General features: G+C 60.8%; 24 protein-coding genes. 17 read left to right on the top strand and 7 right to left on the bottom strand.

Annotated features, from left to right (window positions below; all coding sequences use genetic code 11):
- The first annotated feature begins 123 nt into the window (after positions 1-123).
- The 13 genes from arfB to BM151_RS20930 all read left to right on the top strand — a co-directional run bounded on the left by arfB (position 124) and on the right by BM151_RS20930 (position 10,654).
- Entirely contained in the window at positions 124-540 is a 417-nt protein-coding gene (arfB, locus tag BM151_RS20990) for an alternative ribosome rescue aminoacyl-tRNA hydrolase ArfB (protein ID WP_090063291.1), read from the top strand.
- Between the two features lie 387 nt (positions 541-927).
- Entirely contained in the window at positions 928-2,139 is a 1,212-nt protein-coding gene (locus BM151_RS20985) for an acyl-CoA dehydrogenase family protein (RefSeq protein ID WP_090063289.1), read from the top strand.
- 11 nt (positions 2,140-2,150) lie between these two features.
- Positions 2,151-2,669, top strand: a complete 519-nt coding sequence (locus BM151_RS20980) for a 4-vinyl reductase (protein ID WP_090063286.1) — start codon at positions 2,151-2,153, stop codon at positions 2,667-2,669.
- A 95-nt stretch (positions 2,670-2,764) separates the two neighbouring features.
- A complete protein-coding gene (locus BM151_RS20975) occupies positions 2,765-3,718 on the top strand; it encodes an ABC transporter substrate-binding protein (RefSeq protein ID WP_090063283.1) in 954 nt (317 codons plus the stop codon).
- Positions 3,719-3,721: 3 nt separating this feature from the next.
- On the top strand, positions 3,722-4,519 hold the full coding sequence (locus tag BM151_RS20970) for an ABC transporter ATP-binding protein (RefSeq protein ID WP_090063281.1): 798 nt from the start codon (positions 3,722-3,724) through the stop codon (positions 4,517-4,519).
- The gene (locus BM151_RS20965) at positions 4,516-5,322 is read left to right on the top strand and encodes an ABC transporter permease (RefSeq protein WP_090063277.1); all 807 of its coding nucleotides are present in this window, start codon (positions 4,516-4,518) and stop codon (positions 5,320-5,322) included. Before BM151_RS20970 ends, BM151_RS20965 begins: the two co-directional genes overlap by 4 nt.
- A 99-nt stretch (positions 5,323-5,421) precedes the next feature.
- Positions 5,422-6,681, top strand: coding sequence for an aromatic ring-hydroxylating oxygenase subunit alpha (locus BM151_RS20960; protein ID WP_090063275.1), 1,260 nt, complete (start codon positions 5,422-5,424; stop codon positions 6,679-6,681).
- Between the two features lie 3 nt (positions 6,682-6,684).
- Positions 6,685-7,179, top strand: a complete 495-nt coding sequence (locus BM151_RS20955; protein ID WP_218151396.1) for an aromatic-ring-hydroxylating dioxygenase subunit beta — start codon at positions 6,685-6,687, stop codon at positions 7,177-7,179.
- A gap of 78 nt (positions 7,180-7,257) precedes the next feature.
- On the top strand, positions 7,258-8,202 hold the full coding sequence (locus tag BM151_RS20950) for a PDR/VanB family oxidoreductase (protein ID WP_090063272.1): 945 nt from the start codon (positions 7,258-7,260) through the stop codon (positions 8,200-8,202).
- 7 nt (positions 8,203-8,209) lie between these two features.
- A complete protein-coding gene (locus BM151_RS20945; protein WP_090063270.1) occupies positions 8,210-8,710 on the top strand; it encodes a flavin reductase in 501 nt (166 codons plus the stop codon).
- A gap of 13 nt (positions 8,711-8,723) precedes the next feature.
- On the top strand, positions 8,724-9,290 hold the full coding sequence (locus tag BM151_RS20940) for a nuclear transport factor 2 family protein (RefSeq protein WP_090063268.1): 567 nt from the start codon (positions 8,724-8,726) through the stop codon (positions 9,288-9,290).
- 45 nt (positions 9,291-9,335) lie between these two features.
- Positions 9,336-9,554: a hypothetical protein gene (locus BM151_RS20935; protein ID WP_090063265.1), complete on the top strand. Its 219-nt coding sequence runs from the start codon at positions 9,336-9,338 to the stop codon at positions 9,552-9,554.
- Positions 9,554-10,654, top strand: a complete 1,101-nt coding sequence (locus BM151_RS20930; protein WP_090063262.1) for an amidase — start codon at positions 9,554-9,556, stop codon at positions 10,652-10,654. Before BM151_RS20935 ends, BM151_RS20930 begins: the two co-directional genes overlap by 1 nt.
- A gap of 5 nt (positions 10,655-10,659) precedes the next feature.
- On the opposite strand, the gene BM151_RS20925 is transcribed toward BM151_RS20930, so the two are convergent.
- Positions 10,660-11,268, bottom strand: a complete 609-nt coding sequence (locus BM151_RS20925) for a flavin reductase family protein (RefSeq protein WP_177213245.1) — start codon at positions 11,266-11,268, stop codon at positions 10,660-10,662.
- Between the two features lie 111 nt (positions 11,269-11,379).
- Between BM151_RS20925 and BM151_RS20920 the strand changes: the two genes are divergently transcribed.
- Entirely contained in the window at positions 11,380-12,291 is a 912-nt protein-coding gene (locus BM151_RS20920) for a LysR family transcriptional regulator (protein ID WP_090063257.1), read from the top strand.
- Positions 12,292-12,462: 171 nt separating this feature from the next.
- Positions 12,463-13,440: a hypothetical protein gene (locus BM151_RS20915; protein ID WP_090063255.1), complete on the top strand. Its 978-nt coding sequence runs from the start codon at positions 12,463-12,465 to the stop codon at positions 13,438-13,440.
- A 55-nt stretch (positions 13,441-13,495) separates the two neighbouring features.
- Here BM151_RS20915 and BM151_RS20910 read toward each other — a convergent pair whose 3' ends face one another.
- The 5 genes from BM151_RS20910 to BM151_RS20890 form a co-directional block, all read right to left on the bottom strand.
- Positions 13,496-14,401 (bottom strand): alpha/beta hydrolase family protein, encoded by a 906-nt coding sequence (locus BM151_RS20910; protein WP_090063253.1) that lies wholly within the window; start codon positions 14,399-14,401, stop codon positions 13,496-13,498.
- Between the two features lie 176 nt (positions 14,402-14,577).
- Positions 14,578-15,870: a nicotinate phosphoribosyltransferase gene (pncB, locus tag BM151_RS20905; protein ID WP_090063250.1), complete on the bottom strand. Its 1,293-nt coding sequence runs from the start codon at positions 15,868-15,870 to the stop codon at positions 14,578-14,580.
- Between the two features lie 128 nt (positions 15,871-15,998).
- Complete coding sequence (locus tag BM151_RS20900; protein WP_090063247.1) at positions 15,999-17,258, bottom strand: SulP family inorganic anion transporter; 1,260 nt, start codon at positions 17,256-17,258, stop codon at positions 15,999-16,001.
- Positions 17,259-17,261: 3 nt separating this feature from the next.
- Positions 17,262-17,861 (bottom strand): bifunctional nicotinamidase/pyrazinamidase, encoded by a 600-nt coding sequence (gene pncA / locus BM151_RS20895; protein WP_090063244.1) that lies wholly within the window; start codon positions 17,859-17,861, stop codon positions 17,262-17,264.
- Positions 17,862-18,013: 152 nt separating this feature from the next.
- The gene (locus BM151_RS20890) at positions 18,014-19,408 is read right to left on the bottom strand and encodes a trypsin-like peptidase domain-containing protein (protein ID WP_090063241.1); all 1,395 of its coding nucleotides are present in this window, start codon (positions 19,406-19,408) and stop codon (positions 18,014-18,016) included.
- A gap of 102 nt (positions 19,409-19,510) precedes the next feature.
- Here BM151_RS20890 and trhO point away from each other — a divergent pair, with 102 nt between their 5' ends.
- On the top strand, positions 19,511-20,416 hold the full coding sequence (gene trhO / locus BM151_RS20885; RefSeq protein WP_090063240.1) for an oxygen-dependent tRNA uridine(34) hydroxylase TrhO: 906 nt from the start codon (positions 19,511-19,513) through the stop codon (positions 20,414-20,416).
- Between the two features lie 160 nt (positions 20,417-20,576).
- Here trhO and BM151_RS21505 read toward each other — a convergent pair whose 3' ends face one another.
- The gene (locus tag BM151_RS21505; protein WP_143093143.1) at positions 20,577-20,795 is read right to left on the bottom strand and encodes a hypothetical protein; all 219 of its coding nucleotides are present in this window, start codon (positions 20,793-20,795) and stop codon (positions 20,577-20,579) included.
- A 237-nt stretch (positions 20,796-21,032) separates the two neighbouring features.
- On the opposite strand from BM151_RS21505, the gene BM151_RS20875 reads away from it, so the two are divergent.
- The coding region (locus tag BM151_RS20875; protein ID WP_143093142.1) for a M10 family metallopeptidase at positions 21,033-23,211 on the top strand (2,179 nt) is incomplete at its 3' end.

The raw sequence follows: 23,211 nt of genomic DNA, 5'->3' as shown, positions 1-23,211 counted from the left end.
TATCTGGCAGCCCTTTTCCGTTTTTGCCCTTTTCATCCCGGTCGGATATATGTCGGCCCCGCGTCGGACTTCCATCTGGCACCTTTCTTTGTCAACCTTCCCGCCGAACCAGCCGGTCACACCATGCCCCTCACCGTCACAGATCAGATCGAGATTGCCGATTGGGAGCTGACCGAGCAATTCGTGCGCAGCTCCGGCCCCGGCGGGCAGAATGTGAACAAGGTCTCCACCGCGGTCGAACTCCGCTTCGAAGCCGCGCGCTCGCCAAACCTGCCCGAACCGGTGAAAAACCGCCTGCGCCGACTGGCCGGGCGACGCTGGACCAAGGAGGGCGCCATTGTCATCCAGGTCGAGGAAACCCGCTCGCAAGCCCGCAACCGCGAGATCGCGCGCGAGCGCCTCGTTGAGCTGATCCGAAAAGCCACGGAAAAGCCGAAACGGCGGATCAAGACGAAGCCCACCAAAGGCAGCGTCGAACGCCGGATCAAGGCGAAAAAGGAACGCAGTGAGGTGAAGAAACTGCGGGGGCGGGTGGATTAAACCGCCCCACCCCTCCGCTTCAGCGCCTCCTCCCCCGCCATCACCGCCACATCAGAAAAGATTTTCTGCACATATATTGCCCATACGGCATGAAAATCGGCACATCTGACAGAATATGATCCCGGGATCGGGACGGATGTCGGAGGAGCGGCGCGGCCGGCAGCGCTCTGCTCATCGAGGCAGCTCATTTTTCCAAATATAGTTATATGTTATATTTCAATGACCTATGTCCATTTCACCACAGAATATCGTGGGAAAGATCAGGCAATGCCGGTCCGTCTCACCCACATTCATGCATAGAATTCATATGATAGATTATAACAATCTATTTCATTTATTCATTCTCAGCCGATTTGATCTGAATCAATCGGAACGACGAGGTTAGAGATGAACCAGATCAATTTGCTGCAACAGGCCCCGGCCGGCGAAGACGCGCAAGCGGTGGATTTCGCCACGCTGACGGAGCAGCCCGCCTTTCTCGATATGCTCGGGGAATTGCGCGCACGGCGCGACGAGATTCACGCCAAACGCCATGTGCCGCGGGACATTGTCGCGAAAATGAAAGCGGCCCGGATCTTTCGCGCCTCGACACCGTCGAAATTCGGTGGTGACGTCCTGCCGCCGCATCATTTCCTCAAGATGGTGGAAAAGATCGGTGAGGTCGATGGATCCGCCGCCTGGGTTGCCGCCTTCGGCTCTGCCAACACCTATATCGCGGCCCTGCCGGAAGAGGCCCAGGCGATGATCTATGCCGACGGGCCCGATCAGGTCTATGCCGGTGGTCTCTACCCGCTGCAAAAGGCCGAGCGTGTCGACGGTGGCTGGCAGGTCTCCGGGCGCTGGAAATTTGCCTCCGGCTGCATGGGGGCCGATTGGATCGGCGTCGGGATCATCGGTTCGGACGCGGTGACCAAAGCAGCCGAAGGCGTGCCGCCGGAGGTCCTTATGGCGGTCTCGCCCGCTTCCGAGGTCGAGATCATCGAGACCTGGGACGTCATGGGGATGCAGGGCACCGGCAGCAATGACACTTCGGTCAAGGACAAGTTCTACGCCGATATGTGGACCTGCAAACGTGGCGCCATGGGGATTTTCGACGATACGCTCTATCGCTACCCGCCACTGGCCTATCAGGCCCAGGTCCACGCCGCCTGCAACCTCGGACTGGCGCGTGCCGCGCTCGATCTCGCGACCGAGATGTCCGGTGGTGCCAAGATCATGCCGGGCGCGCCGCGTCTGGCCGACCGTGCCTATTTCCGCACCGGACTGGCCCAGGGCGAGGCAAAACTGCGCGCTGCCCGTGCCTTTTATTACGAGATGGCGGAACAGGCCTGGGACGAGTTGCAGGATCGGGAGGCGGTCACGCTCGAGACCAATACCCTGTTGCGCCTGTCGGCGAGCCACGCCGCCCGCGCCTCGGAAGAGACGATCCAGACCTGCTTCCGTATCGCCGGCATGGCCGCCATTCAGGAGACCCATCAGATGCAGCGCATCCTGCGGGATTGCCTGGTGGTGACCCAGCACGCGGCGCTCAACGATGCGACGATGGAGAATGCCGGTGCCGTGCTCTCCGGCCTGCCGGCGCCGGCAGGTTTCCCGTAGGAGCGCGGAGGATGGATCTCTCCCGAAGCTTTCATCAGCGTCTAAGCATCACGCCCAAAAAGGGCGAGATGCGAGACGGTGCGATCCGCTATCTGATGATGCGCCCGGATGTGCTCATGGGCATGTTCGCGCGGCTCGACGGTCACACACGGTCCGAAGCGCTCGCCGCGCTCACGGCCTCGGTTGCCGAGAATGGCGGCAAGTCGGTGAAAGCCTATCGCGACAGCGGTGCCACCGACCCGGGTGCGATGATGCAGACCATCGCAGACACCTCCGCCGAGCTGGGCTGGGGCATCTGGTCCTTTGACACCATCGGCCCCGACCGGATCGAGGTCTCGGTCGAAAACAGCCCTTTCGCCGTCGCATTTGGCGTTTCAGACAGGCCGATTTGTGCACCGATCAAAGGTATGCTGTCAGCGATCGGACCTCTTCTACTGGATTGCGCAACAGTCGAAGTAACCGAGATCACCTGTCACGCAGAAATCGGGGGAGGGCCCTGCCGCTTCACTCTGAAAGGCTCAAATTCGTGAAATCTCTGCCAAAGGCGCACAAAGTGCCCGCGGCCAATAAAGACAAAAACCACCTTCAAAACCAAAGACCAAACTCCATACCAACAGGACGTGACATGAAAAAATCGTACATTTCCCGCCGTGGTTTCATGGCCTCTACCGCCGGTCTCGCGGCCTCCGGCCTCGTGCTCGGGGCGCCGTCGATTGCCCGCGCAGCAGCGCCGATCCGCATTGGCGTCGGCTCCGACCCGGTGTTCGCCGGCTATTTCATCGCCCAGCACGAAGGATTCTTCGAAGAGGAAGGCGTCGCCGTGAACCTTCAGCCCTATTCCGGCGGCGGCGAGGCGATGAATGCGCTGGTGGCCGGTCAGGTCGATCTCGCCTCGGCTTCTGAATCCACCACCATGGTGCGCATGGACCGCGCCGAGATCCGCCCCTTGGCTGTGGTCTATGATTCCGGTCTCTACGTGAAACTGGTTCTGCGTCCCGGGCTCGAAGACCCGAAGGACATCAAGACATTCGGCATCGTGCCGGGGTCGATTTCCGAATATTGCACCGGGTTGACCATCGCCCATTTCGACCTCGACGCAACCTCGCTCAAGATGGTGCCCTCGGGCCCGCCGGAATTGCCGGCCCTGCTCATTCGCGGTGATATCGATGCCTTCTTTGCCTGGGAACCATGGCCGGCCACCGCATTGGGCCAGGGCGCCAAGGTGGCTCTGACCTCGCGCGATGTGGGGTATACCGACACGATCTGGGCCAATGCCTCGCAAGCCATTCTCGACAGCAACCCCGAGGGGCTGCAAGCCATGCTGCGCGCCGTGAAACGTGGCAGCGACATCATGCAGAACGACCCTGAACGCGGTGCCGAAGGGGTCAAGGCGGTCACCCGCATCCCGATCGAGACCACGCTGAAAGTGTCGAAGGACATGTTCCTCACCGTGCGCGACTTCACCGACAAGGATTTCGAGAGCTTCGACGGGATCGCCCAGTTCCTCGTGGACAACAAGGTGACCGAGACCCCCGTGCCCTACCGCGACTACATGCAGCGCGGCTTCTACAAAGGATAAGACATGGCCAAAGGAGCTTCCATCCAGCTCGACCATGTCGGGATTTCATTTGGCGAGGCACATGTCGTCTCGAATGTGAATCTCGACATCCGTCCGGGCGAATTCATTTGCCTTCTCGGGCCGAGCGGCTGTGGCAAATCCACCCTGCTCAATGCGATCGCCGGGTTCTTGCCGGTGGCGGGCTCCATCCATGTTGGCGGAGACCGGGTCACCAAACCCGGTCTCGACCGCGGGGTCGTGTTCCAGTCGGCGGAGGTGCTTTTCCCCTGGCTGACCATCCGTGAAAATGTCGAATACGGTCTGAAACTCGCGGGGGTTCCGAAACAGGAACGCCACAAAAAGGCGGATCATTTCGTCGCCCTTGTCGGCCTCAGCCATGCGGCCGATAAATTCCCGAAACAGCTCTCGGGCGGGATGCGCCAGCGTGCCCAGATCGCCCGGGTTCTGATCAACGAGCCCTCGGTCGTGCTGATGGACGAACCCTTTGGTGCGCTCGATGCCCAGACCCGCGAAGTGTTGCAAAAGGAGCTCGACCGGATCTGGCGCGAGACCGGCTGCACCATCGTTTTCGTCACCCATGACATCTGGGAGGCGCTTTTGCTCGCCGATCGTGTCGTGGTGATGACCGCCGGCCCGAAAGCCGGGATCAAGACCATTGAAAATATCGACCTGCCGCATCCGCGCGATGCGGCGAGCCCCGAGTGTCTCGAGCTGTTCCGCCGGCTGCGCGACGACATTGGCGAAGAGGTCAAACGCGCCCTTGAACAGCAAGGGCTGAACAAAGAGGAGCCGGTGACATGACGGATGCAACCCAGGAGGCACCGATGAAATCCGGTCTGGCCAGGATCATGATGGGGCCGAATGCGCGCAAGGCGATGATCGGTGTGCTCTCGGTGGTCTGCGGCGTGATCCTTTGGCATCTCGCCTCGCTCAGGACCTCGCCCCTGTTTCTGCCCTCACCACTGACCGTCGCACAGACCACCATGGAGATGGTCGCGGACGGCTCCCTGTTCGTCGCCATCGGCGCGTCGGCCTGGCGCATTTCCGCCGGCTGGGCGATGGGCGTGGTGCTCGGCGTGCCGCTCGGCCTGTTGATGGGCCGGTTCCACGTGGTGCGGCTGATCGTCGATCCCTATATCGAGTTTTTCCGCTTCATCCCGCCGATCGCCTTCGTGACGCTGGCGGTGATCTGGTTCGGCCCGGGCGAATTCACCAAGATCGTGCTGATCTTTTATACCACCGTGTTCATCGTCACGCTCAACACGATTGCCGGCGTCAGCGCGGTGAACCCGCTCCGGCTTCAGGCGGCGCGTTCCATGGGGGCCACGAAACTCTCGGAAATGACCACCGTGATCTTTCCCTCCGCCGTGCCTTTCATGATCACCGGCGCCCGGATCGCCATGGGCAATTCGTTCCTGACCGTGGTCTCGGCCGAGATCGTCTCTGCCCAGACCGGGCTCGGTGCGATGATCTGGACCGCGCGGAATTTCGGTCGCACCGACTGGGTGTTTGTCGGCATCATCGCGCTGGGGATCCTCGGCTACCTGTTCGACCGCGCTTTCCGGCTGGCCACCCAGAAATGGTTCAAGCGCTTCCTGTTCTGAACTGAGCCCAACCCAATTCAACGGAGCTTTGCGGTGCCTGTCACGGGCACCGCCCGGGGAAAGAGTACCCGGCCTCCGCACTTCACCAAGGAGAGACATATGACACATATGGATACCCCCTACGCCGATCGCGTGCAGGACGACAAGGCACTGACCACGCTCTACACCGATGCGGCCCTGTTCGACGAAGAGATGCAAAAGGTCTTTGCCAAGACCTGGGTCTGGGTCGCGCATGAGAGCGAGATCCGCGATCCCGGCTCTTACAAGATGGCCAAAGTCGGCCTTGAGCCGGTCATCGTCACCCGCGACCGCAAGAAGAACGTCCATGTTCTGGTGAACCGCTGTCGTCACCGCGCCGCCACGGTCTGCGAAGCGCATAAAGGCAAGACCAACAGCTTCGTCTGCCCCTATCACGGCTGGGCCTATGGGCTCGACGGAAGCCTGCGCGGTGTGCCCTATGAGGAAAGCTATGCCGGCAAGCTCGAACGCGGCAAGCTCGGCCTGAAGAAACTCAGGACCGAGATCTACAACGGGCTGATCTTTGCCACTTTCAATGACGAGATCGAACCGCTCGAAGACTTCCTCGCCGGGGCCAAGAAATGGATCGACCTGTTCATGAAACAGGGCGCGGGCTACCCGGTGAAATGCAATGGCGAGCACAGGTTCACCTTCCCGGGCAACTGGAAAATCCAGCTCGAGAACACCACCGACGCCTATCACTTCCCGCTGGTGCACAAACCGTTTTTGAAGCTCACCGATGTCGAGACCGAGGAACAGTTCGACATCATGAACAAGGGCGGCTGGGTCGAGGATCTCGGCAATGGTCATTCGGTGATGATCATGATGCCGGAGCTCGTGGATCTCGAAGAGAACCTCGACGCGCCGATCCCCGACAAATTCGCCGATCTGGCGCAGGCGCTGCGCGATGAGGGGCATGAGGATCTCGAAGTCCGCCGCATCATCCGCGCGGTCGGCGGCTCCGGCTTCAACGTCAATCTTTTCCCCAACCTCGGCTGTTCCGCCGCCTTCTTCCGCGTGCTGCAACCGATTTCGGTCAACGAGACCGAAGTGCGTCACATCGCGCTTGGCATGGACGGGGGGCCCGAAATCGCCAACCGCGAACGCCTGCGCATCCACGAGTTCTTTCAGGGACCGATGGGCTTCGGCTCGCCGGACGATGCCGAGATCTGGGACCGGGTGCAGCAGGGCGCCCAGGGCGGCAAGGAGCTTTGGCTGATGCTGAATCGTTCGACCGAGCTGGAAGAACCCACCGATGAGGGCACGGTGAAAGGCGATGTCAGCTCCGAGATTGGAATGCGCGCCGCCTATCGCCAATGGAAAAAGCTGATGGAGGCCTGAGCCATGGATATGATGACACCTGTGAAAGACACCGCGCTTTTGGATGCGATGGCCTTTGTCTGGCTCGAAGCCGACCGGCTCGACCATCGCGAATTCGACGATTGGCTCACCATGTGGTCCGAAGACGCGAAATATATCGTCCCGATCGAGCCCGGCGTGACCGATTTCGAAGCCCATCTGAACTACGCCTATGACGATGCCGAGATGCGCGCCAAACGGGTCGAACGCATGATGGGCGGCGACTCGGTCTCCGCCTCGCCCCTCGCTAAGACGGTCCGCGCCCTGTCGCGGTTCCGGCTTCTCTCCGATGACGGCCGGATCCTCGAGCTGCGCTGCATGCAGAGCCTGACCGAATACCGTCGCGAGCGGATCAAGACCCATGTCGCCGATCTCGAGTTCACGCTCATTCGCGAAGGCAGCGGATTCAAACTGGCCCAAAAGGTCGTCCGGCTGATCAATGCCGATCACACGCTTTCGGGCATTTCCTACATCCTCTGACGCGCCATGGCTGCGCGTCCGGGCCCGGTGCTTTCTCCCCTGTGCCGGGCCCGTCCTGATCTTCGAAAGGGACCTGACATGATCGAAGCCAAAATCCTGAAACGCGAGACCCAGGCGCGGGATATCGTCGTCCTCGATCTCGTTGCCACCAATGGCACGCCCCTGCCCGCCTTCGAAGCCGGCGCCCATATTGACGTCGAAATCGAACCCGGTCTCACGCGGCAATATTCGCTCTGCGGCGATCCGACGATGCCAGACCGCTACCGGATCGGCGTGTTGAAAGACCCGAACTCACGTGGCGGCTCCACCCGGTTGCACGAACTTTTTGCCGAAGGTCAGGTGATCAGGATCGGCGAGCCGCGCAACCTGTTTCCGCTGGACGAGCGCGCCTCTGAGAGCGTGCTCCTGGGCGGTGGCATCGGCATCACCCCGATGATTGCCATGGCTTATCGCCTGCAGACCGAAGGCAAGCCCTTCACCCTGCATTATTGTGCCCGTGAAAGAGCCACCGCGGCCTTTCTCGACGAGCTGACATCGGCGCCTTTCGCCGACAAGGTGCATTTCCATTTCGACAGTGGTGAAGGCACCGACTGTTTCGATGCCACCGATCTGCCCGATCCCGACAACGGCGCGCATGTCTATACCTGCGGGCCGGAGGGTTTCATGACCCATATGCACGATCTGGCGCTGGCCCGTGGCTACGCCCCCGAAGCCCTGCATCAAGAATTCTTCTCCGCCGACGTGGACAACACGGGCGACAGCTTCGACGTGGAGCTGGCGCAAAGCGGCCAAACCGTCACCGTCGCCGAGGGTCAGAGCATTGTCGAGGCACTGGCCGAGATCGGCGTCAGGATCGAGGTCTCCTGCGAACAGGGGATCTGCGGCACTTGCCTCTGCGATGTGCTCGAGGGCGAGCCGGATCACCGCGACAGTTTCCTCACCGACGAGGAAAAAGCCGATGGCGATCAGATCACACTCTGCTGTTCACGCGCCAAGTCTTCGAAACTCGTGTTGGATCTGTGAGACGATGATGACCCCCGATCAAACCCGCTTTCGCCAGGCCATGTCGCGACTCGGCGCGGCCGTCAACATCGTCACCACCGATGGACCTTCCGGCCGCCACGGCATCACCGCCTCGGCCGTCTGTTCCGTCACCGACACGCCGCCGACGCTTCTGGTCTGCGTCAATCGCAGCTCCAGTGCGCATGACATGTTCGTCGAGAACGGCGTGTTCTGTGTCAACGTCCTCGGCCACGATCACGCCGATCTCGCAATGCAATTCGGTCGCCCCGGCCTCGCACCGGAAGAGCGCTTTGAAAGCGACGACTGGATCACGCTTGAGACCGGCGCACCGGCACTCAAAAGCGCGACGGTGAGCCTCGATTGCCGCGTGAGCAATGTCGAAACCGTTGGCACCCATAGCGTCATCATGGGCGAAGTGATCGCTCTCAACATTCACGAGGACAGCCAGAGCCTCGTCTATTTCGACCGCAACTTCCACCGGCTCGGGCCGGTCCCTACCACCCCATAAAACAGGATCAGACATGACCGACCCCCAGACCATCGCCGCCCTCACCCGCCGCATCGAAAATCTCGAAGCCGCGAACGCGGTGCGCAACGTGCAGATGCGCTACATGTTCCTCTGCGACACGCCACTGCCGGAGTACGGCGTCAAGGACGACGCCGAGCGCATCGACCGGATCATGGAGCTGTTCGCGGAAGAGGCCGTCTGGGAAGGCGTCGGCGAATATTACGACGGTCAGTTCGGCCGCGCCGAGGGCAAGGCGGCGGTGCGCAAGCATTTCGAAGGCTTCTGGGGCGGCAAGCAGGACCCGGCGCTCATTCTCAACTGTCACTACGTGACCTCGGAACAGATCCACGTCGCCGAGGATGGCCAGACCGCTACCGGCCAATGGGTGCATATGCAGCCCTGGCTGTTCTCCGACGGCAAGGCGCTCCTGCGGTCTTCGCGGCTCTTCAACGCCTTCAGGAAATGCGAGGACGGTGCCTGGCGCTACACGAGAAATCGCACCGAGAATGTCTTCGTCGCGCCGCTGCCCGCTACCTGGGCCTCCGACTACCCGTCGAAATCCGTGCTGATGAAGCCCTGAAAAGAGTCTAATCCAGCATAAAACTACCAGATAAGGAACCCAGCGATGAGCCATCAAACCGAGATGTGGCAGGTCTATCTCTACCAAGACGTCGAGGTGACCGTGATCCAGCAATGGGTGGACCCGTTCGGCACGGCGATGCTGCGCTTCGGCCTCACCCGCGACGGCGAAGTGCTGGCGGTCGGCATGTCCGAAACGGAGTTCCTGGCCGAGGCGACATTTCTGCGCGCCGAGGGCGACGAACTGGTCGAGGGCGCGCGCTGATGAGCTCCTATGTCAGCCGATTCTGCCTCGGCACCGAGGGCGGCGTCACCGTCGCCATCAAGGACACGATCGACATCAAAGGCCTGCCGACCCGCGCCGGGTCGAAAGCGCTGGAAGAGGCAGCGCCTGCGGCAGACCATGCCGAGGTGGTGCAGAACCTTCTGGACGCCGGCGCCGAGATCACCGGCAAGACCACCTTGCATGAGCTGGCTTTCGGCGTCTCCGGCATCAACGATCATGCCGGCACGGCGGTGAACGCGAAGTTTCCTGATCTCATCCCCGGCGGATCGTCGAGTGGCAGCGCGGCGGCGGTGGCCGAGGGCAGCGCCCGCATCGCGCTCGGCACCGACACCGGTGGCTCGGTGCGCATTCCAGCGGCCTGTTGCGGCGTCTATGGTCTCAAACCCACCTTCGGACGGGTCAGCCGCAAGGGTGTCATGCCGGACGCCACCAGCCTCGATTGCGTCGGCCCCTTTGCCAATTCGATCGAAGATCTCGAATGGGCCATGTCTGCCATCGATCCGACCTTCACCCCGGAACGGGTCGAAAGCGCCCGGATCGGCTATCTGCCCGGACAGGCCACACCGGAGATCGACGCCATGGTCCGCGCTGCATTGGAGCACGAGGGCACTAGGGTAGAAGAGGTCACCCTGCCCTCTTTCCTGGCGGCCTTCGAGGCCGGTGTCGCGATCATCAATGCAGAGAATTGGGCTGCACTCGGCTCTATTCAGGCGACAGGCAAAGTGAGCCCGGATGTCGGCGATCGCATCTATGCCGCCCGTCTGGTGACGCCCGAGGAGGTTGCGACATCCGAAGAGATCCGCAGCCGGATCACGGCGGAAATCGATGCGTTGTTCACAAAGGTCGACGTGATCGCCCTGCCGACCCTGTCGCAAGCGCCACCGACGCTCACCCGCGCCCGAACGGACCCGACCGCCGTCGCCGTCACCCGCAATGTCCGTGCCTTCAACCTCTCCGGTCATCCGGCACTGGCCATGCCGCTCGGCGCGCTGAACGACGCGCCGGTGTCACTGCAACTCGTCGGACCGAAACAGCGCGACGCCCTGCTCTGTGCCGTCGCCGGCCTGCTCACCCTCTGATCCACTCAGAGCTGAAAGCGATCCCGGGTGGTTGCGAATGTCGCGCCGCCCAGACGCCCCAGCGCGTCGATGCGCTCAGGATCGACATGCAACGCCGCATTCACAGCGCCTTCGCGGATGAAAATCCCCTCGACCGTGCCAATGACGATGTCGCGTGCGGGGCCGAGATCAAGCCGCTGATCGAAACGGCACTCGAGCGCCACCGGCGCCGCCAGCAGACGCGGGCAATCGACATGGGTGCCGGGGACACGCGCGAGCCCGCAAAGGTCGATTTCGTCGACCTCCGGCGCTTCGGGAGCGGCGATGTCCTGAACCGCCTGCGCCATGGCCACGTCCGGAATGTGGAGCGTGAATTCCCCGGTCTCGATGATATTGCGCGCGGTATCCTTGCGCGTCCCGTCCGGGCGCGGCTCGATGCCGATGGCGACCGTGGCCGGGGCATGGCTGAGAATGCCGAAAAAGCTGAAAGGGGCGGCGTTGGCGATGCCTTCGGGCGACCGGCTGGTGACAACCGCGATCGGCCGCGGCAGGACCGCACCGCTGAGCAGTTTGTAGACGTCGCCCTCGGCCATGTCGGAGGGGGTGAATTCTCTGTGCGCTGCGGCATGCGTCATCGGGCTTGGGCCTTTGTACCGGTCTCTTTGTCCCTTCCGGGTCCCCGCCGGGGAAGGCATAGCCTAGGTCCCGGCAATTGATTAATGAAATGAATTTTCATAATCAGAAGCATGAACCAGGTAAATTTCAATACATTCGATCTGAATCTCGTGCGGGTGTTTCTCGCGCTCTGGGAACAACGTTCGGTCACGGCGGCGGCGGATCGTCTGAACCTCACGCAACCGGCGGTGAGCCACGCGCTCAAACGCCTGCGCGATCATTTCGACGATCCGCTGTTCACCCGTGTCGGCAAGCGCATGGAACCGACCGCAGCCGCACAACGTCTTTATATCCCGTTCAAGACCTGTCTGGAGACGCTTCGTGGCACCATGTCGAGCCATGGCGAATTCGACCCGAAAAGCTCGAACCGGGTCTTTACCATCGCCATGTCGGATATTTCCGAGAGCTATGTGCTGCCGCGCGTCTTGGCGCCCCTGATCACCGAAGCCCCCGGCGTGCGGATCAAATCCGTGCAGCTCGAGGCCGAGGAGATCGAGGTCAAGCTGCGCTCGGGTCAGGTCGATATGGCCTTTGGCTATCTGCCGGACCTGTCCGGACCGGAAATCGAAAGCATGTTCCTTTTGGAGGATCGTTTCCTCTGTATCCTGCGCAAGGGCCACCCCTGGGCGGGCAAGCCCCTGACCCTAGAGACCATGCGCGAGTTGGAATTCGTCGAGGTCTCGGTCCACGCGACCGGCTACAAGATGGTGCGCGACATTCTCAACCAGAATGAGGTCGAGCGAACCGTCCGTGCCCGGATCGAACATTTCACGGTCATTCCCGAGATCGTCCGCTCCACCGATCTCGCCGCGATTTATCCGGCCTCGGTGGCCTCACGGCTGGTCGATAACGGTGCCTTCGAGACCCTGGAACTGCCATCGATCTTTCCATCGATCAACGTATGTACGCATTACCATGCAAGCTTTCGCAGCGATCCCGGCCTGCTCTGGCTCAACCGTTTCATGCGACCGCTTTTTTCCTGACATCGGATGAGCCCCACCCAAGGTGCTTCTACCCAAACGAACGCGCATGAACTCTGCCTCATGGAACGACGCCCAACTTGCACGCGCATCAGCGCGATCAACAAATGCCACAGAATCTGTTAACATGGCGCCATTGTTAAAGTTTGGATGTAATGATTTCGGAGTGCGGCCATGTCTCCCTATGTCGCGAGCCTTTGCTATATTTTTCTCGTCCTCCTGCTCGGGGCGATCAGCACATGGGCCTTTGACGGCCAGCTCTGGCCTCTTCTGCTGGCCGCTATCGCGATATTCTCCCTGTCGTTTCGCCTGTCCAAAACCGCACGGTTCCAGAAGTCAGCCGTCGACAAAGTGTATTATTCCTTTGCCCTGCTCGGCGCCGTGCTGTTCTTTCACGTCCGGCATGGCGACCGTATCGAATATGAGCTCTACGCCGATCTGAACCGCCAGATCGTATCAACCACACGCATGCAAGAAAGCGTTCGAACACTCGAAGGAACCCTCGAACGCTTTGGCGATCTGCAAATTCTCGTATCGGATCACCCCCAGAGCGTGGTCAACGCCATTGGTCAAGCCTATGCGGAATTCTCCGCTTCAGCAGTGATCAAAATGACTTTGATCGAAAGCGAAGCCTGTTTGGAAAGTTCGGGTTTCAAACTGGAAATGCCTGACGCGAATATCTCTGGACAAGACAAGTCCCCCGATTTGACCGACGCCCTGTTGGAACAAAACCGCCGCGAATTGGCTTCTTATGCCTGCGAAACAGCGATCGCGCGGCTCGCCAGTGAACGCAAAGCCTATCTTGCGACTTTCCAGAAACCAGAAACGCCGGAAGAGCTTCTGCCACTCCTTGCCAATACGACCTTTGCCAATGAGACCATTTCGCTTTCGGGACAAAACGCGCTCGTCTCGACATTGACCAAAATGGTCAATCAGGCCTTCGCTCTGGATGATCTGCGCCAAGATCTTTCCAACGCCCGCGACAAACTCAATGAACTCGCCAAGAGCGTGACAACGATGCGGGAACATATAAAAACCGTGATGGATGAAGAGAAACGCAAGGCCGCGACGATCTGGGGCCGGCTCGCGCTGTTCATCTGGCCTTGGATGATCCTGAGTCTGCTGGGGTTGAAGCTCTCAAGACAGGACTGACACAGGTTATGATTGCAGCGGCTGAAATCGCACCGCCGCAATCACCATTTCACCCCTAAAGCGCACCCAACCAGCTCACCGTCTCGACCAGCATCTGGTCCAGCGTGCTGGCGTCGGTGAAGACATTGAAACTGTGATCCATCGGGTAGATTTTCATCTCGGTTGCCCCGGGGTGGTAATTGGCGAAACGTTCGCCCATTTCGGGTTGCGGGCCGACGATGGTGTCCTTGCTGCCGACCATCAACAGGAGCGGGCCGTCATATTGCGCCACGGCGGCGACGGGATCGGTGGTGACCAGCTCGTCGAAAAACGGCGCGTTGAGCGCGGTTGTCGCGCCCCAGGGCAGGGTAAAGGTGAAGGTCTCCGCCGGATCGTCGGAAGCGATGGCGGTCGCAACCGCGTCCACCCCCAGAAGCCCCGAATAGGTCGGCAGCGGATCGGCCACCGGGGCCCAGAGAATGAGCGCCTCGGGATCGGCCTGTGCCGCAAGATGCGAGGCGACAAGCCCGCCCTGAGACCAGCCCAGAACCACCTGTGATCGCTCCGGCAATTTGGCGTCGAGCCAGGCCAGCGCCGAGAGACCATCGGCGATCTGACCGGAGAATGTCGTCTCTTGCCATGTCTTGTCTGTCGACTCGCCCGAGCCGATGAAATCGATGCGCAAGGACGGATAACCCGCCTCGGCCAGCAGCCGCGCGGCGCGGGAGAACACACCTTCGTCGGTACCCGCCACCGGCAGCTCGTCGCGCGAGCCGGTGAAGCCGTGCAGCAACAGGATCACGGGCGTATCAGCTGCCCCGTCTGCATCGTTGAACGTGCCGATGATCTTGCCGCCCTCGGCCGGGACCGTGACCATAGTTTCCGCGGCTTGGGCCGGAGAGAGGGAAAGCGGCGCCGCCAGAAGGCAAAGCACTCTGGCAAAAGGCGCCGTGGGGAAAGACGCGGGCAGGATGCGTGTCATGAGGACTCCTGAATGAAGGGATGCAGTCTGAAAATTGTCCGTGTGGTCAAAGTCAGAGACAAATACAGGCGCAAAACAAGAAAAGCCTGCGCCGCCCGATGGGGCGCGCAGGCCAGTGAATGAAATTTGTGCTTCTGTCGTGAAACTGAGCGATACGTGCCGGAAGCCTTCCGAGGTCAGACCACGACCTCTTGCACCTCTTGATCGCCGACGCCGAAGACGCGCTTGTAGCGTTCGATCTCGTCTGTCGGGCCCATCGCCTTGTTGGGATTGTCCGAGAGTTTCACGGTCGGCTTGCCATTGGCCTCGATCGCCTTGCAGACCAATGAGAAGGGCGCCAGCGCGTCGTTCTGGGTGAGGCCCCGGAAATCGTTGGTCAAGAGCGTGCCCCAGCCAAACGAGGTCCGGACCCGGCCCGCGAATTGCTGATGCAGCTCGACGATCTTGTCGGTGTCGAGCCCGTCGGAGAAAATCACCAGCTTTCTGGTCGGGTCTTCACCACGGGATTTCCACCAGTCGATCGCCACCTCGGCCCCGGTCGCCGGATCGCCGCTGTCGATCCTGATACCGGTCCAGCCGGCGAGCCAGTCTGGTGCGCCCTCGAGAAACCCCTTGGTGCCATAGGTGTCCGGCAGGATGATCCGCAGGTTGCCGTCATGCTCCTCGTGCCAGTCGCGCAGCACCTGATAGGGGGCCTGACGCAACGCCTCGTCGCTCTCGGCCAGCGCCGAATAGACCATCGGCAGCTCATGGGCATTGGTGCCCACCGCCTCAAGATCGCGCATCATCGCGATATGGCAATTCGAGGTGCCGGTGAACTTGTCGCCCAACCCCTCGACCATCGCCTGGACGCACCAGTCCTGCCAGAGATAGGAATGCCGCCGCCGTGTGCCGAAATCGGCGATCTTGAGCCCGTCGAGCGGCTGCAACCGTTTGATCTTTTCCCAGAGCTTGGTCATGCCGCGAGCATAGAGCACCTGAAGCTCGAATTTCTTCATCGGCCCCAGCACGGCGCGCGAGCGCAGCTCCATCAGGATCGACAGGGCCGGGATTTCCCAGAGCATCACCTCGGGCCAGCTGCCCTCGAAGGTCAGCTCATATTGGCCGTCGTGCTTTTCCAGCTGATAGGCCGGCAGGCGCAGGTTCTCGAACCATTCCATGAAATCGGAGCGGAACATCTGGCGTTTGCCATAGAACATGTTGCCGCGCATCCAGGTGCTCTCGCCGCGGGTCAGCGACAGCGAACGGACGTGATCCAATTGTTCGCGCAGCTCGCCCTCGTCGATCATCTCGGCCAGACGAATGTCCTTGGACCGGTTGATCAGCGAAAAGGTCACCTGCGTGTCCGGCTTGTTGCGGAACACCGACTGGCACATCAGGAGCTTGTAGAAATCCGTATCGATCAGCGAGCGCACGATCGGGTCGATTTTCCATTTGTGATTGTAAACGCGGGTGGCGATATCGACCATAATGGGTCCCTCTCCTATACCGGCCTTGTTAAATCAGGCGGGCCAAGCCTTTGGCAAGGTTGATGTGAGCGCTCACGTGTTTCCGATAACTGATCCCGGCTTATTTGTTCCGGCCTATTTGTCTCGCCTCATTTATCCCGGGGCGTCCAATCCGGATCTTCGACCCCGCGGCGCGACAGGCGGATGGCGAGGCCCAGTGCGATCCCGGTGCCGATGGCGACGGTGAGATCGGTGACGACCGTGAGCACCAGCGTGATCACCAAGAGCACGAGATCGCTGCGCCGCCCGCGCAGGTATTCCGGCCAGCGATGCGCCTCCGACATGTTCCAGGCGGTCAGGAGCAACAGTCCCGACAGCGCCGGCAGAGCGAGATAGCCCGCCAGCGGCGCCGCCAGCATCATGATCGCCAGAAGCGTCAGCGCATGGACGATCCCGGCCACGGGCGTCTTGCCGCCGGCGCGCACATTGGTGGCGGTGCGGGCAATCGCGCCGGTGGCGGGCAGACCGCCGAACAGCGACGAGCCGATATTGGCCCAGCCCTGGGCCATCAGTTCGGCATTGGAGCGGTGCGCCCCGCCGATCATCCGGTCCGCCACCATGGCCGACAGCAGGGATTCGACGCCTGCGAGAAAGGCGATGACCAAGGCAGAGGGCAAGAGCTCGCGCATGCTGTCGAGCGTCAGAGCCGGCAGATGCGGCGCCGGCAGCGCGCGCGGCAATTCGCCAAAGCGCGAGCGAATGGTTTCGACCGGCAGATCGAGGATCTGCACCAAAGCCGAGGTCAGCGCCACCGCGACGATCAGACCCGGCAGCCGCGGAAAGGCCCGGCGCAGGCCCCAGATCAGCACCATGGTCAAGAGACCGATGCCGAGCGAGGCGGGGTTGAGATCCGGAAGGGCGGCAAAGAGCGCCGGCAGTTTTTCGATAAAATCCGCCGGGAACGGTCCCGCAAGCCCCAGCAGATCGGGCAATTGGCTGGTGGCGATGATCACCGCGATGCCGATGGTAAAGCCGTTAATCACCGCCTCGGGCACATGGCGCACCAGCTGCCCGGCGCGGAACAGCCCGGCAATGATCAACACGATCCCGGCCATGAAACTGGCGGCCACCAACCCGCCATAGCCATGGGTGGCGATCACGCCCGCGACGACGACGATAAAGGCGCCGGTCGGGCCACCGATCTGTACCCGGCTGCCGCCCAGCGCAGAGATCAGAAAGCCGGCGACGATGGCGGTGACAAACCCCACGGCGGGCACGGCACCGGAGGCGATGGCAATGGCGATGGAGAGCGGCAAGGCGACCAGCGCGACCGTGATACCGGCGAAAAGATCAGAGCCGAACTCGGCCCGGGTGTAGGTTTTCAGCGTCGTAAGGATCTTGGGTGTCATGGCTCAGAGAACCTCGACACCGGCGGCCTTCATGCCGTCGATTGCGGCGGCAAGCGAGCCGTCCATGTCGATGGCGCGGCAGAGATCGCTGCGCACCGTGACCTTGAAGCCGAGCTTCGCGGCATCCACCGCCGAGAAATTCACACAGAAATCCGTCGCCAGACCGACCATGGTCAGCGTGTCGATCCCGCGCGTGCGCAGATAGCCCTCAAGCCCGGTCGGTGTCACATGATCATTCTCGAAAAAGGCGGAATAGCTATCGATCGCCGGGTTGAACCCTTTGCGGATGATCAGATCGCCATCCTCGCGCAGATCCGCGTGAAACGCAGCGCCCGGCGTCCCTTGAATGCAGTGATCCGGCCAAAGCACCTGTGTGCCATAGGGCATTTCCATGGTGGAAAACGGCGCGGCCTCGTGCGCGCTGGCGAATGAGCTGTGCCCACCCGGGTGCCAGTCCTGCGTCAGGATCACCGCGGGAAATTCCGCCATCAGCGCGTTCACACCGGGAACGATCTCGTCGCCGCCGGCGACGGCCAGCGCCCCACCCGGACAAAAGTCGTTTTGAATGTCGATGACGATCAGAGCTTCGTTGGCTGCGCGCATGGGGAGGTCTCCTTCAGCACAGACCTAGCGCGCAGCGCGTGAACGAGCAAGTGCAGCGAGAATTTTCTGCGACCACAGAACGGCTTCACGGGTTGCACGCCGGTCCGATCCCCGCGCGAGCGAAGACCCTGCTCTTGCGGACAGGGCCGAACCTAGCCGATGCGCAAGCGCAGGAGACGACCACCGCGATTGAGGGTGATGAGCCAGCGCCCGATCTTCTGACGCGCCACGCCGGCCAGATCCTGGCTCGAGGAAATCTCTGTGCCGTTGACCTCGACAATCTGGTCCCCCGGGTGCAGCCCGAGACGGGTTGCCACGCCCTGGGCATCGACCATCACCACGCCGGTTGCACTCAGCGGCAGGCCATATTGCTCGATCAATGCCGGGGTGACATCGGCGACCGTCAGCCCGTCGAGCGGCCCCGGTGAACGGATCTCGACCGTCTCGGTTGCGTCGGCACCGGGCGCCGGGATCAGGGTCAGATCCAGCACGACCGGCTCGCCGGCGCGAATGGCGGAAAGCTTGACCGTCGCGCCCAGGGGCGAGATCGACAGTCGGTAATCGAGATCGGAGGGCGAGAGGATCGGCTGACCGTCGAGCTCCAAAAGCACATCACCCGGCGCAAATCCAAGATCCGCGAAAGGCGACTGCGGATGCAACTCGGCAAGCACGACACCTTCGGGACGTTCCAAGCCAAGCGCCTCGCCCACGGCCTCATCCACGGCTTGCGTGGAGACCCCGGCCCAGGGGCGCAGGAACCGGCTCTCCCCCGCCTCGGCCTGTCGTGTGAATTCCCGCACCAAATTCGACGGGATGGCAAAGCCGATACCGTTGGAACCGCCGGACCGCGACAGGATCGAAGTGTTGATGCCGATGAGCCGCCCGGACATATCGACCAGCGCGCCGCCCGAGTTGCCCGGGTTGATCGCGGCATCGGTCTGGATATACGACCCCGCGCCCCCGGGGATGGCGGAGCCGGAGCGCGACAGGCCGGAGACGATACCCGAAGAGACGGTCTGACCGACGCCAAACGGATTGCCGATGGCCAGCGTCAGATCGCCGACCTCGAGCGCATCGCTGTCGGCCAGCGGCAGCGCCGGCAGGTCCGCAGCGCCTTCGAGTCGCACGACCGCAAGATCGGCATTCTTGTCGGCCAAGACCACGGTGCCCTTGTATTCACGCTTGTCCGCGAGCACGACGCGGATGTCGGAAGCCTCGCCCACGACGTGAAAGTTCGAGACCACCAAGCCGTCGCCGGAAACGATCACCCCGGACCCCAGAGAACGCTGCACGCGCTGACGCGCCGGACCGGAATTGAAGAATTGCGAAAAGAACGGATCGCCTGCAAAGGGCGAGAGCCGCTCCTCGACCACGCGCGAGGCGTAGATATTGACCACCGAGGGCGCGGTTTCCTTGACCACCGGAGCAAAGGAGAGCTGAACCTCGGCCCGGCTGGCCGGGACCTGCGGCACCTCGGCAAAGGCCGGTTGCAGGGGATTGGCGACGAAAAAGACGAGCGTTGCGGCGATCAGGGTGCGGGGAACCATCGCGGGGCCTCATGACAGTTTCGGAATGGTCCTAGATGAGCCAGAGCGCCGCGACATTGCAAGGTCTTGCCTGATCACGGCTTCGGGCGTATCGAGCACATTATGTTTACCGTCTGCGCCCTCTACCACTTCACCCGTTTCGATGACCCCGCCGCATTGCGTCAGGGGCTACTGGATCTCTGCCGTGCCCAAAGCATCACCGGATCGCTGCTTCTGGCGAAAGAGGGGATCAACGGCACGGTGGCCGGCCCGACGCCCGTGGCCATTGACACGCTGGTCGCCTATATCCGCGCCCTGCCTGGATGCGCGGATTTCGAATACAAGCTCTCGACGGCGCAAGAGCAGCCCTTCAACCGGATGAAAGTGCGGCTCAAAAAAGAGATCGTCACCATGGGCCAGCCGGATGTCGACCCGAAAGCCCGGGTTGGGCACTATTGCACCCCGGAAGAGTGGAACGCGCTGATCTCGGCCGACGACGTGGCGGTGATCGACACGCGCAATGACTATGAGGTGCAGATCGGCACCTTCCGCGATGCGATCGACCCGAAAACCAAAAGCTTCCGCGACTTTCCGCAATGGTGGGAAGAGAACAAGGAACGCTTTCACAACAAACGCATCGCCATGTTCTGCACCGGCGGCATCCGCTGTGAGAAATCCACCAATTTCCTGCTGGGTCAGGGGATCGAAGAGGTTTACCACCTCAAGGGCGGCATCCTGAAATATCTCGAGGAAATGCCCGAGGAGAAGAGCCTATGGGACGGCGAATGTTTCGTCTTCGACCAGCGCGTCTCGATCGGCCATGGCCTCACCGAAGGGCCGCACGAGCTTTGCCACGCCTGCCGCCGCCCGATCCTGCCGGAAGACAAGACCCGGCCGGAATTCGAGGAGGGCGTGTCCTGCCATCAATGCATCGATGAAACCGACGAGCCCCGCAAGGAACGGTTCAGAGAGCGCCAGAAACAGATTGCGCTGGCGAAGGCTCGGGGTGAACGGCACATGGGCGGGTGAGATGAACAGGCTTGGCGAAAACAGACGCAACACGCTTCCTTTTTTCGTATCTATCACTGGCTGCTTTCTCTTGCTCGCAATGCCTGGCGCCTATGCGATGGGCCAGAACAAAACGGCGTTTCAATTCGCATGTAGTCCGTTGGAAAGCACGTCACAGTCCTCATGCGAGCTCGCCCGACACGCGCTCGTACAGGTCCTGCCGGACGATTTCATCCTGACAGACCAACTTGCCCCAACGCGCCTCTCCGTCATCTTGCAGGACACCCCGCTCGGCCTGACGATGGACATAATCCTTGTCCGCCCAGACACCCATATGGTCGCGGACAGGCGCAGCCTGTCGATCATGGATCGAAACAGTCGCGATAATAGCGCTCTTCACCGGCGCTTCTTTGTGCGCATATTTGCGTCCCTCTTCGAATGGAGAACCTCAGAGGGCCAGCATGGGCAATCCCATGGCCAGCCGATCACAATCGTCCCCCAAAAGAACCGACAAGCAAAACCTCAATATCGCCATGCTCTCTCCTCGATTTGAGGACATCATTGCAGCAATGTCCTGAGGCCCAATCCCGCATTCCGGCGATCAGGAGACTGTATAAACGACATCCAAAGGTGTTCTATGTGTGAGATTTGTCAGCAATTCCGACCAGCCGACATGGATTGCGTCTATGAAGAGATGACAACATTTACGACCAAACGCGAAGAAACGGACGCCCCGGAAAGCACAAACACCGACTATAGCATTTCAGTCGGCGATACATTTACGGGATTTTTGTCCTCAAATAGCGATGTGGACTGGATCGAGATTACATTGCAAACAGGAAAAACTTATACCTTCGACCTCTCGGGCTCATCGAGCCTGACGGATACCGTCCTATATCTCTATGACACCAATGGAAATTTCATCAGCAACAATGATGATGGTGGCCCCGGTTACTATTCATCCCTGACATATACCGCAACGACAAGCGCCAGCTATTTCATCGGTGTCGCAGCCTACTCGTCCAGTAGCTATTATTCCGGTGGATACGGCGATTACACATTGCAGACCAATGTCGCGGCGCCACTGGTAGATGGCACGGTCAGCGAACTTTCAGACTATCTCATCAATGGCTATTGGACGGACAATTATGGCGACTGGCGCGCCTTCGACACCACGAGTTCTAATGCAATCACTATCAACATCAGCGATTTGAATTCAACCGAGCGCGCCTTGGCGCTCGCTGCCCTGCAAGCTTGGGAAATGGTCGCAGACATCACCTTTTCCGTTACCACATCGTCGTCTGCCGATATCACATTTGCAAATGACGTCAGTGGAAATTCCAGTACGCTCAATGCCTATTCAAGCTCTTCCACGAGCGGCCATACCATCTTGGACTCTGACGTCGTCATCACCAGCGGTTGGGTGAATTCTTCGATGGGCGACGAGATCGGCACATATGGCTTCCAGACCTATATCCACGAGATTGGACATGCTCTGGGACTCGGACATCAATCGAATTATAATGGCTCTGCCACATACGCCAGTGACGCGAACTTCGCCAATGACAGTTGGCAGATGTCCGTCATGTCGTATTTTTCCCAAAGCGACAACACCTCGATCGATGCCAGCTACGCCTATCTCGTCTCGGCGATGATGGCAGATATTCAGGCGATCCAAAGCCTCTACGGCGCGGCTGACGCCAACAGTGACACCTATGGCGACACGGTCTGGGGCGTCGGATCGAATCTAACCAACTATCTTGGCGATCTGTTCGACGATTGGGAAAATGGCACCAACAATGTCTATTCCGGAGATCCGTTCGCTTTCACCATCTATGATGCGGGCGGCACAGACACGCTCGATCTCAGCATTTCAACAGCAGACAATCGGATCGACATACGCGGCGGCACCTTCTCGGATGTCGACGGGCTGATCGGCAATGTCGCCATTATGGAAGGCACGGTAATCGAGAATGTGATCACGGGATCGGGAAATGACACGATTTACGGCAATGAGACGAACAACACGATCCTGGGTGGTTTTGGATCTGATAGCCTTTCAGGCAAGGATGGGGACGACCGCGTATTTGGCGAGGCCGGTGATGATTGGATATCGGGAGGTCTCGGGGACGACCGCCTGAGCGGAGATGGCGGCGCAGACATGCTTTATGGCGACGACGGGTCGGACCATCTCTATGGCGGAAGCGAAGACGACCTTCTTTTTGGCGGGAGACATCGGGACCGCTTGTATGGCCAAGACGATGATGATCGCCTGTTTGGCGGCGATGGGCTCGACCGGCTCTATGGAGGTTCAGGCAACGATCGCTTGCACGGCGATGAAGGCGATGACCGACTGTTTGGCGATCTCGGGTCGGACTATCTCTACGGCGGCACGGGGGATGATACGATCGCAGGCGACAGCGGCAATGATCGTCTCTACGGCCAGGATGGTAACGACATCCTTTCCGGGGGTGTTGGGGACGACCGTCTCTACGGCGCCGCGGGCAACGACATCGGCGACGGCGGTGGCGGCGATGATCGCCTGTTTGGCGGTGCGGGTGATGACATTCTGAACGGTGGAGATGACAATGATCGAGTGCATGGCGATGAGGGCTCGGATGAGCTCTCCGGTGGAGAAGGCTGGGATTATGTATTTGGCGGTGTCGACGATGACGCGATCTACGGTGCCTCCGGTAATGACCGTTTGTATGGACAGGACGGCAATGACCTTCTTGATGGCGGCACCGGCAATGACCGGCTTTACGGGGGCGCTGGTGCGGATCGTCTGATTGGGAATACCGGGCAGGATATACTCT

Origin of the sequence: Celeribacter neptunius, assembly GCF_900113955.1 — a bacterium.
Taxonomy (GTDB): Bacteria; Pseudomonadota; Alphaproteobacteria; order Rhodobacterales; family Rhodobacteraceae; genus Celeribacter; species Celeribacter neptunius.
The sequence above is the reverse complement of the archived record's forward strand: the minus strand, read 5'-3'. Positions and strand labels throughout refer to the sequence as shown.

What these genes read in the sequence shown, in the direction of transcription:
- BM151_RS20985 (WP_090063289.1), top strand. Translation starts at nt 928, where the DNA reads ATGAACCAGATCAATTTGCTGCAACAGGCCCCGGCCGGCGAAGACGCG.
- BM151_RS20890 (WP_090063241.1), bottom strand. Translation starts at nt 19,408, where the DNA reads ATGGTTCCCCGCACCCTGATCGCCGCAACGCTCGTCTTTTTCGTCGCC.
- BM151_RS20930 (WP_090063262.1), top strand. Translation starts at nt 9,554, where the DNA reads ATGAGCTCCTATGTCAGCCGATTCTGCCTCGGCACCGAGGGCGGCGTC.
- BM151_RS20960 (WP_090063275.1), top strand. Translation starts at nt 5,422, where the DNA reads ATGACACATATGGATACCCCCTACGCCGATCGCGTGCAGGACGACAAG.
- BM151_RS20915 (WP_090063255.1), top strand. Translation starts at nt 12,463, where the DNA reads ATGTCTCCCTATGTCGCGAGCCTTTGCTATATTTTTCTCGTCCTCCTG.
- BM151_RS20920 (WP_090063257.1), top strand. Translation starts at nt 11,380, where the DNA reads ATGAACCAGGTAAATTTCAATACATTCGATCTGAATCTCGTGCGGGTG.
- BM151_RS20900 (WP_090063247.1), bottom strand. Translation starts at nt 17,258, where the DNA reads ATGACACCCAAGATCCTTACGACGCTGAAAACCTACACCCGGGCCGAG.
- pncA (WP_090063244.1), bottom strand. Translation starts at nt 17,861, where the DNA reads ATGCGCGCAGCCAACGAAGCTCTGATCGTCATCGACATTCAAAACGAC.
- BM151_RS20910 (WP_090063253.1), bottom strand. Translation starts at nt 14,401, where the DNA reads ATGACACGCATCCTGCCCGCGTCTTTCCCCACGGCGCCTTTTGCCAGA.
- BM151_RS20945 (WP_090063270.1), top strand. Translation starts at nt 8,210, where the DNA reads ATGACCCCCGATCAAACCCGCTTTCGCCAGGCCATGTCGCGACTCGGC.
- trhO (WP_090063240.1), top strand. Translation starts at nt 19,511, where the DNA reads ATGTTTACCGTCTGCGCCCTCTACCACTTCACCCGTTTCGATGACCCC.
- BM151_RS20970 (WP_090063281.1), top strand. Translation starts at nt 3,722, where the DNA reads ATGGCCAAAGGAGCTTCCATCCAGCTCGACCATGTCGGGATTTCATTT.
- BM151_RS20940 (WP_090063268.1), top strand. Translation starts at nt 8,724, where the DNA reads ATGACCGACCCCCAGACCATCGCCGCCCTCACCCGCCGCATCGAAAAT.
- BM151_RS20980 (WP_090063286.1), top strand. Translation starts at nt 2,151, where the DNA reads ATGGATCTCTCCCGAAGCTTTCATCAGCGTCTAAGCATCACGCCCAAA.
- BM151_RS20950 (WP_090063272.1), top strand. Translation starts at nt 7,258, where the DNA reads ATGATCGAAGCCAAAATCCTGAAACGCGAGACCCAGGCGCGGGATATC.
- arfB (WP_090063291.1), top strand. Translation starts at nt 124, where the DNA reads ATGCCCCTCACCGTCACAGATCAGATCGAGATTGCCGATTGGGAGCTG.
- BM151_RS20965 (WP_090063277.1), top strand. Translation starts at nt 4,516, where the DNA reads ATGACGGATGCAACCCAGGAGGCACCGATGAAATCCGGTCTGGCCAGG.
- BM151_RS20955 (WP_218151396.1), top strand. Translation starts at nt 6,685, where the DNA reads ATGGATATGATGACACCTGTGAAAGACACCGCGCTTTTGGATGCGATG.
- BM151_RS20935 (WP_090063265.1), top strand. Translation starts at nt 9,336, where the DNA reads ATGAGCCATCAAACCGAGATGTGGCAGGTCTATCTCTACCAAGACGTC.
- pncB (WP_090063250.1), bottom strand. Translation starts at nt 15,870, where the DNA reads ATGGTCGATATCGCCACCCGCGTTTACAATCACAAATGGAAAATCGAC.
- BM151_RS20925 (WP_177213245.1), bottom strand. Translation starts at nt 11,268, where the DNA reads ATGACGCATGCCGCAGCGCACAGAGAATTCACCCCCTCCGACATGGCC.
- BM151_RS20975 (WP_090063283.1), top strand. Translation starts at nt 2,765, where the DNA reads ATGAAAAAATCGTACATTTCCCGCCGTGGTTTCATGGCCTCTACCGCC.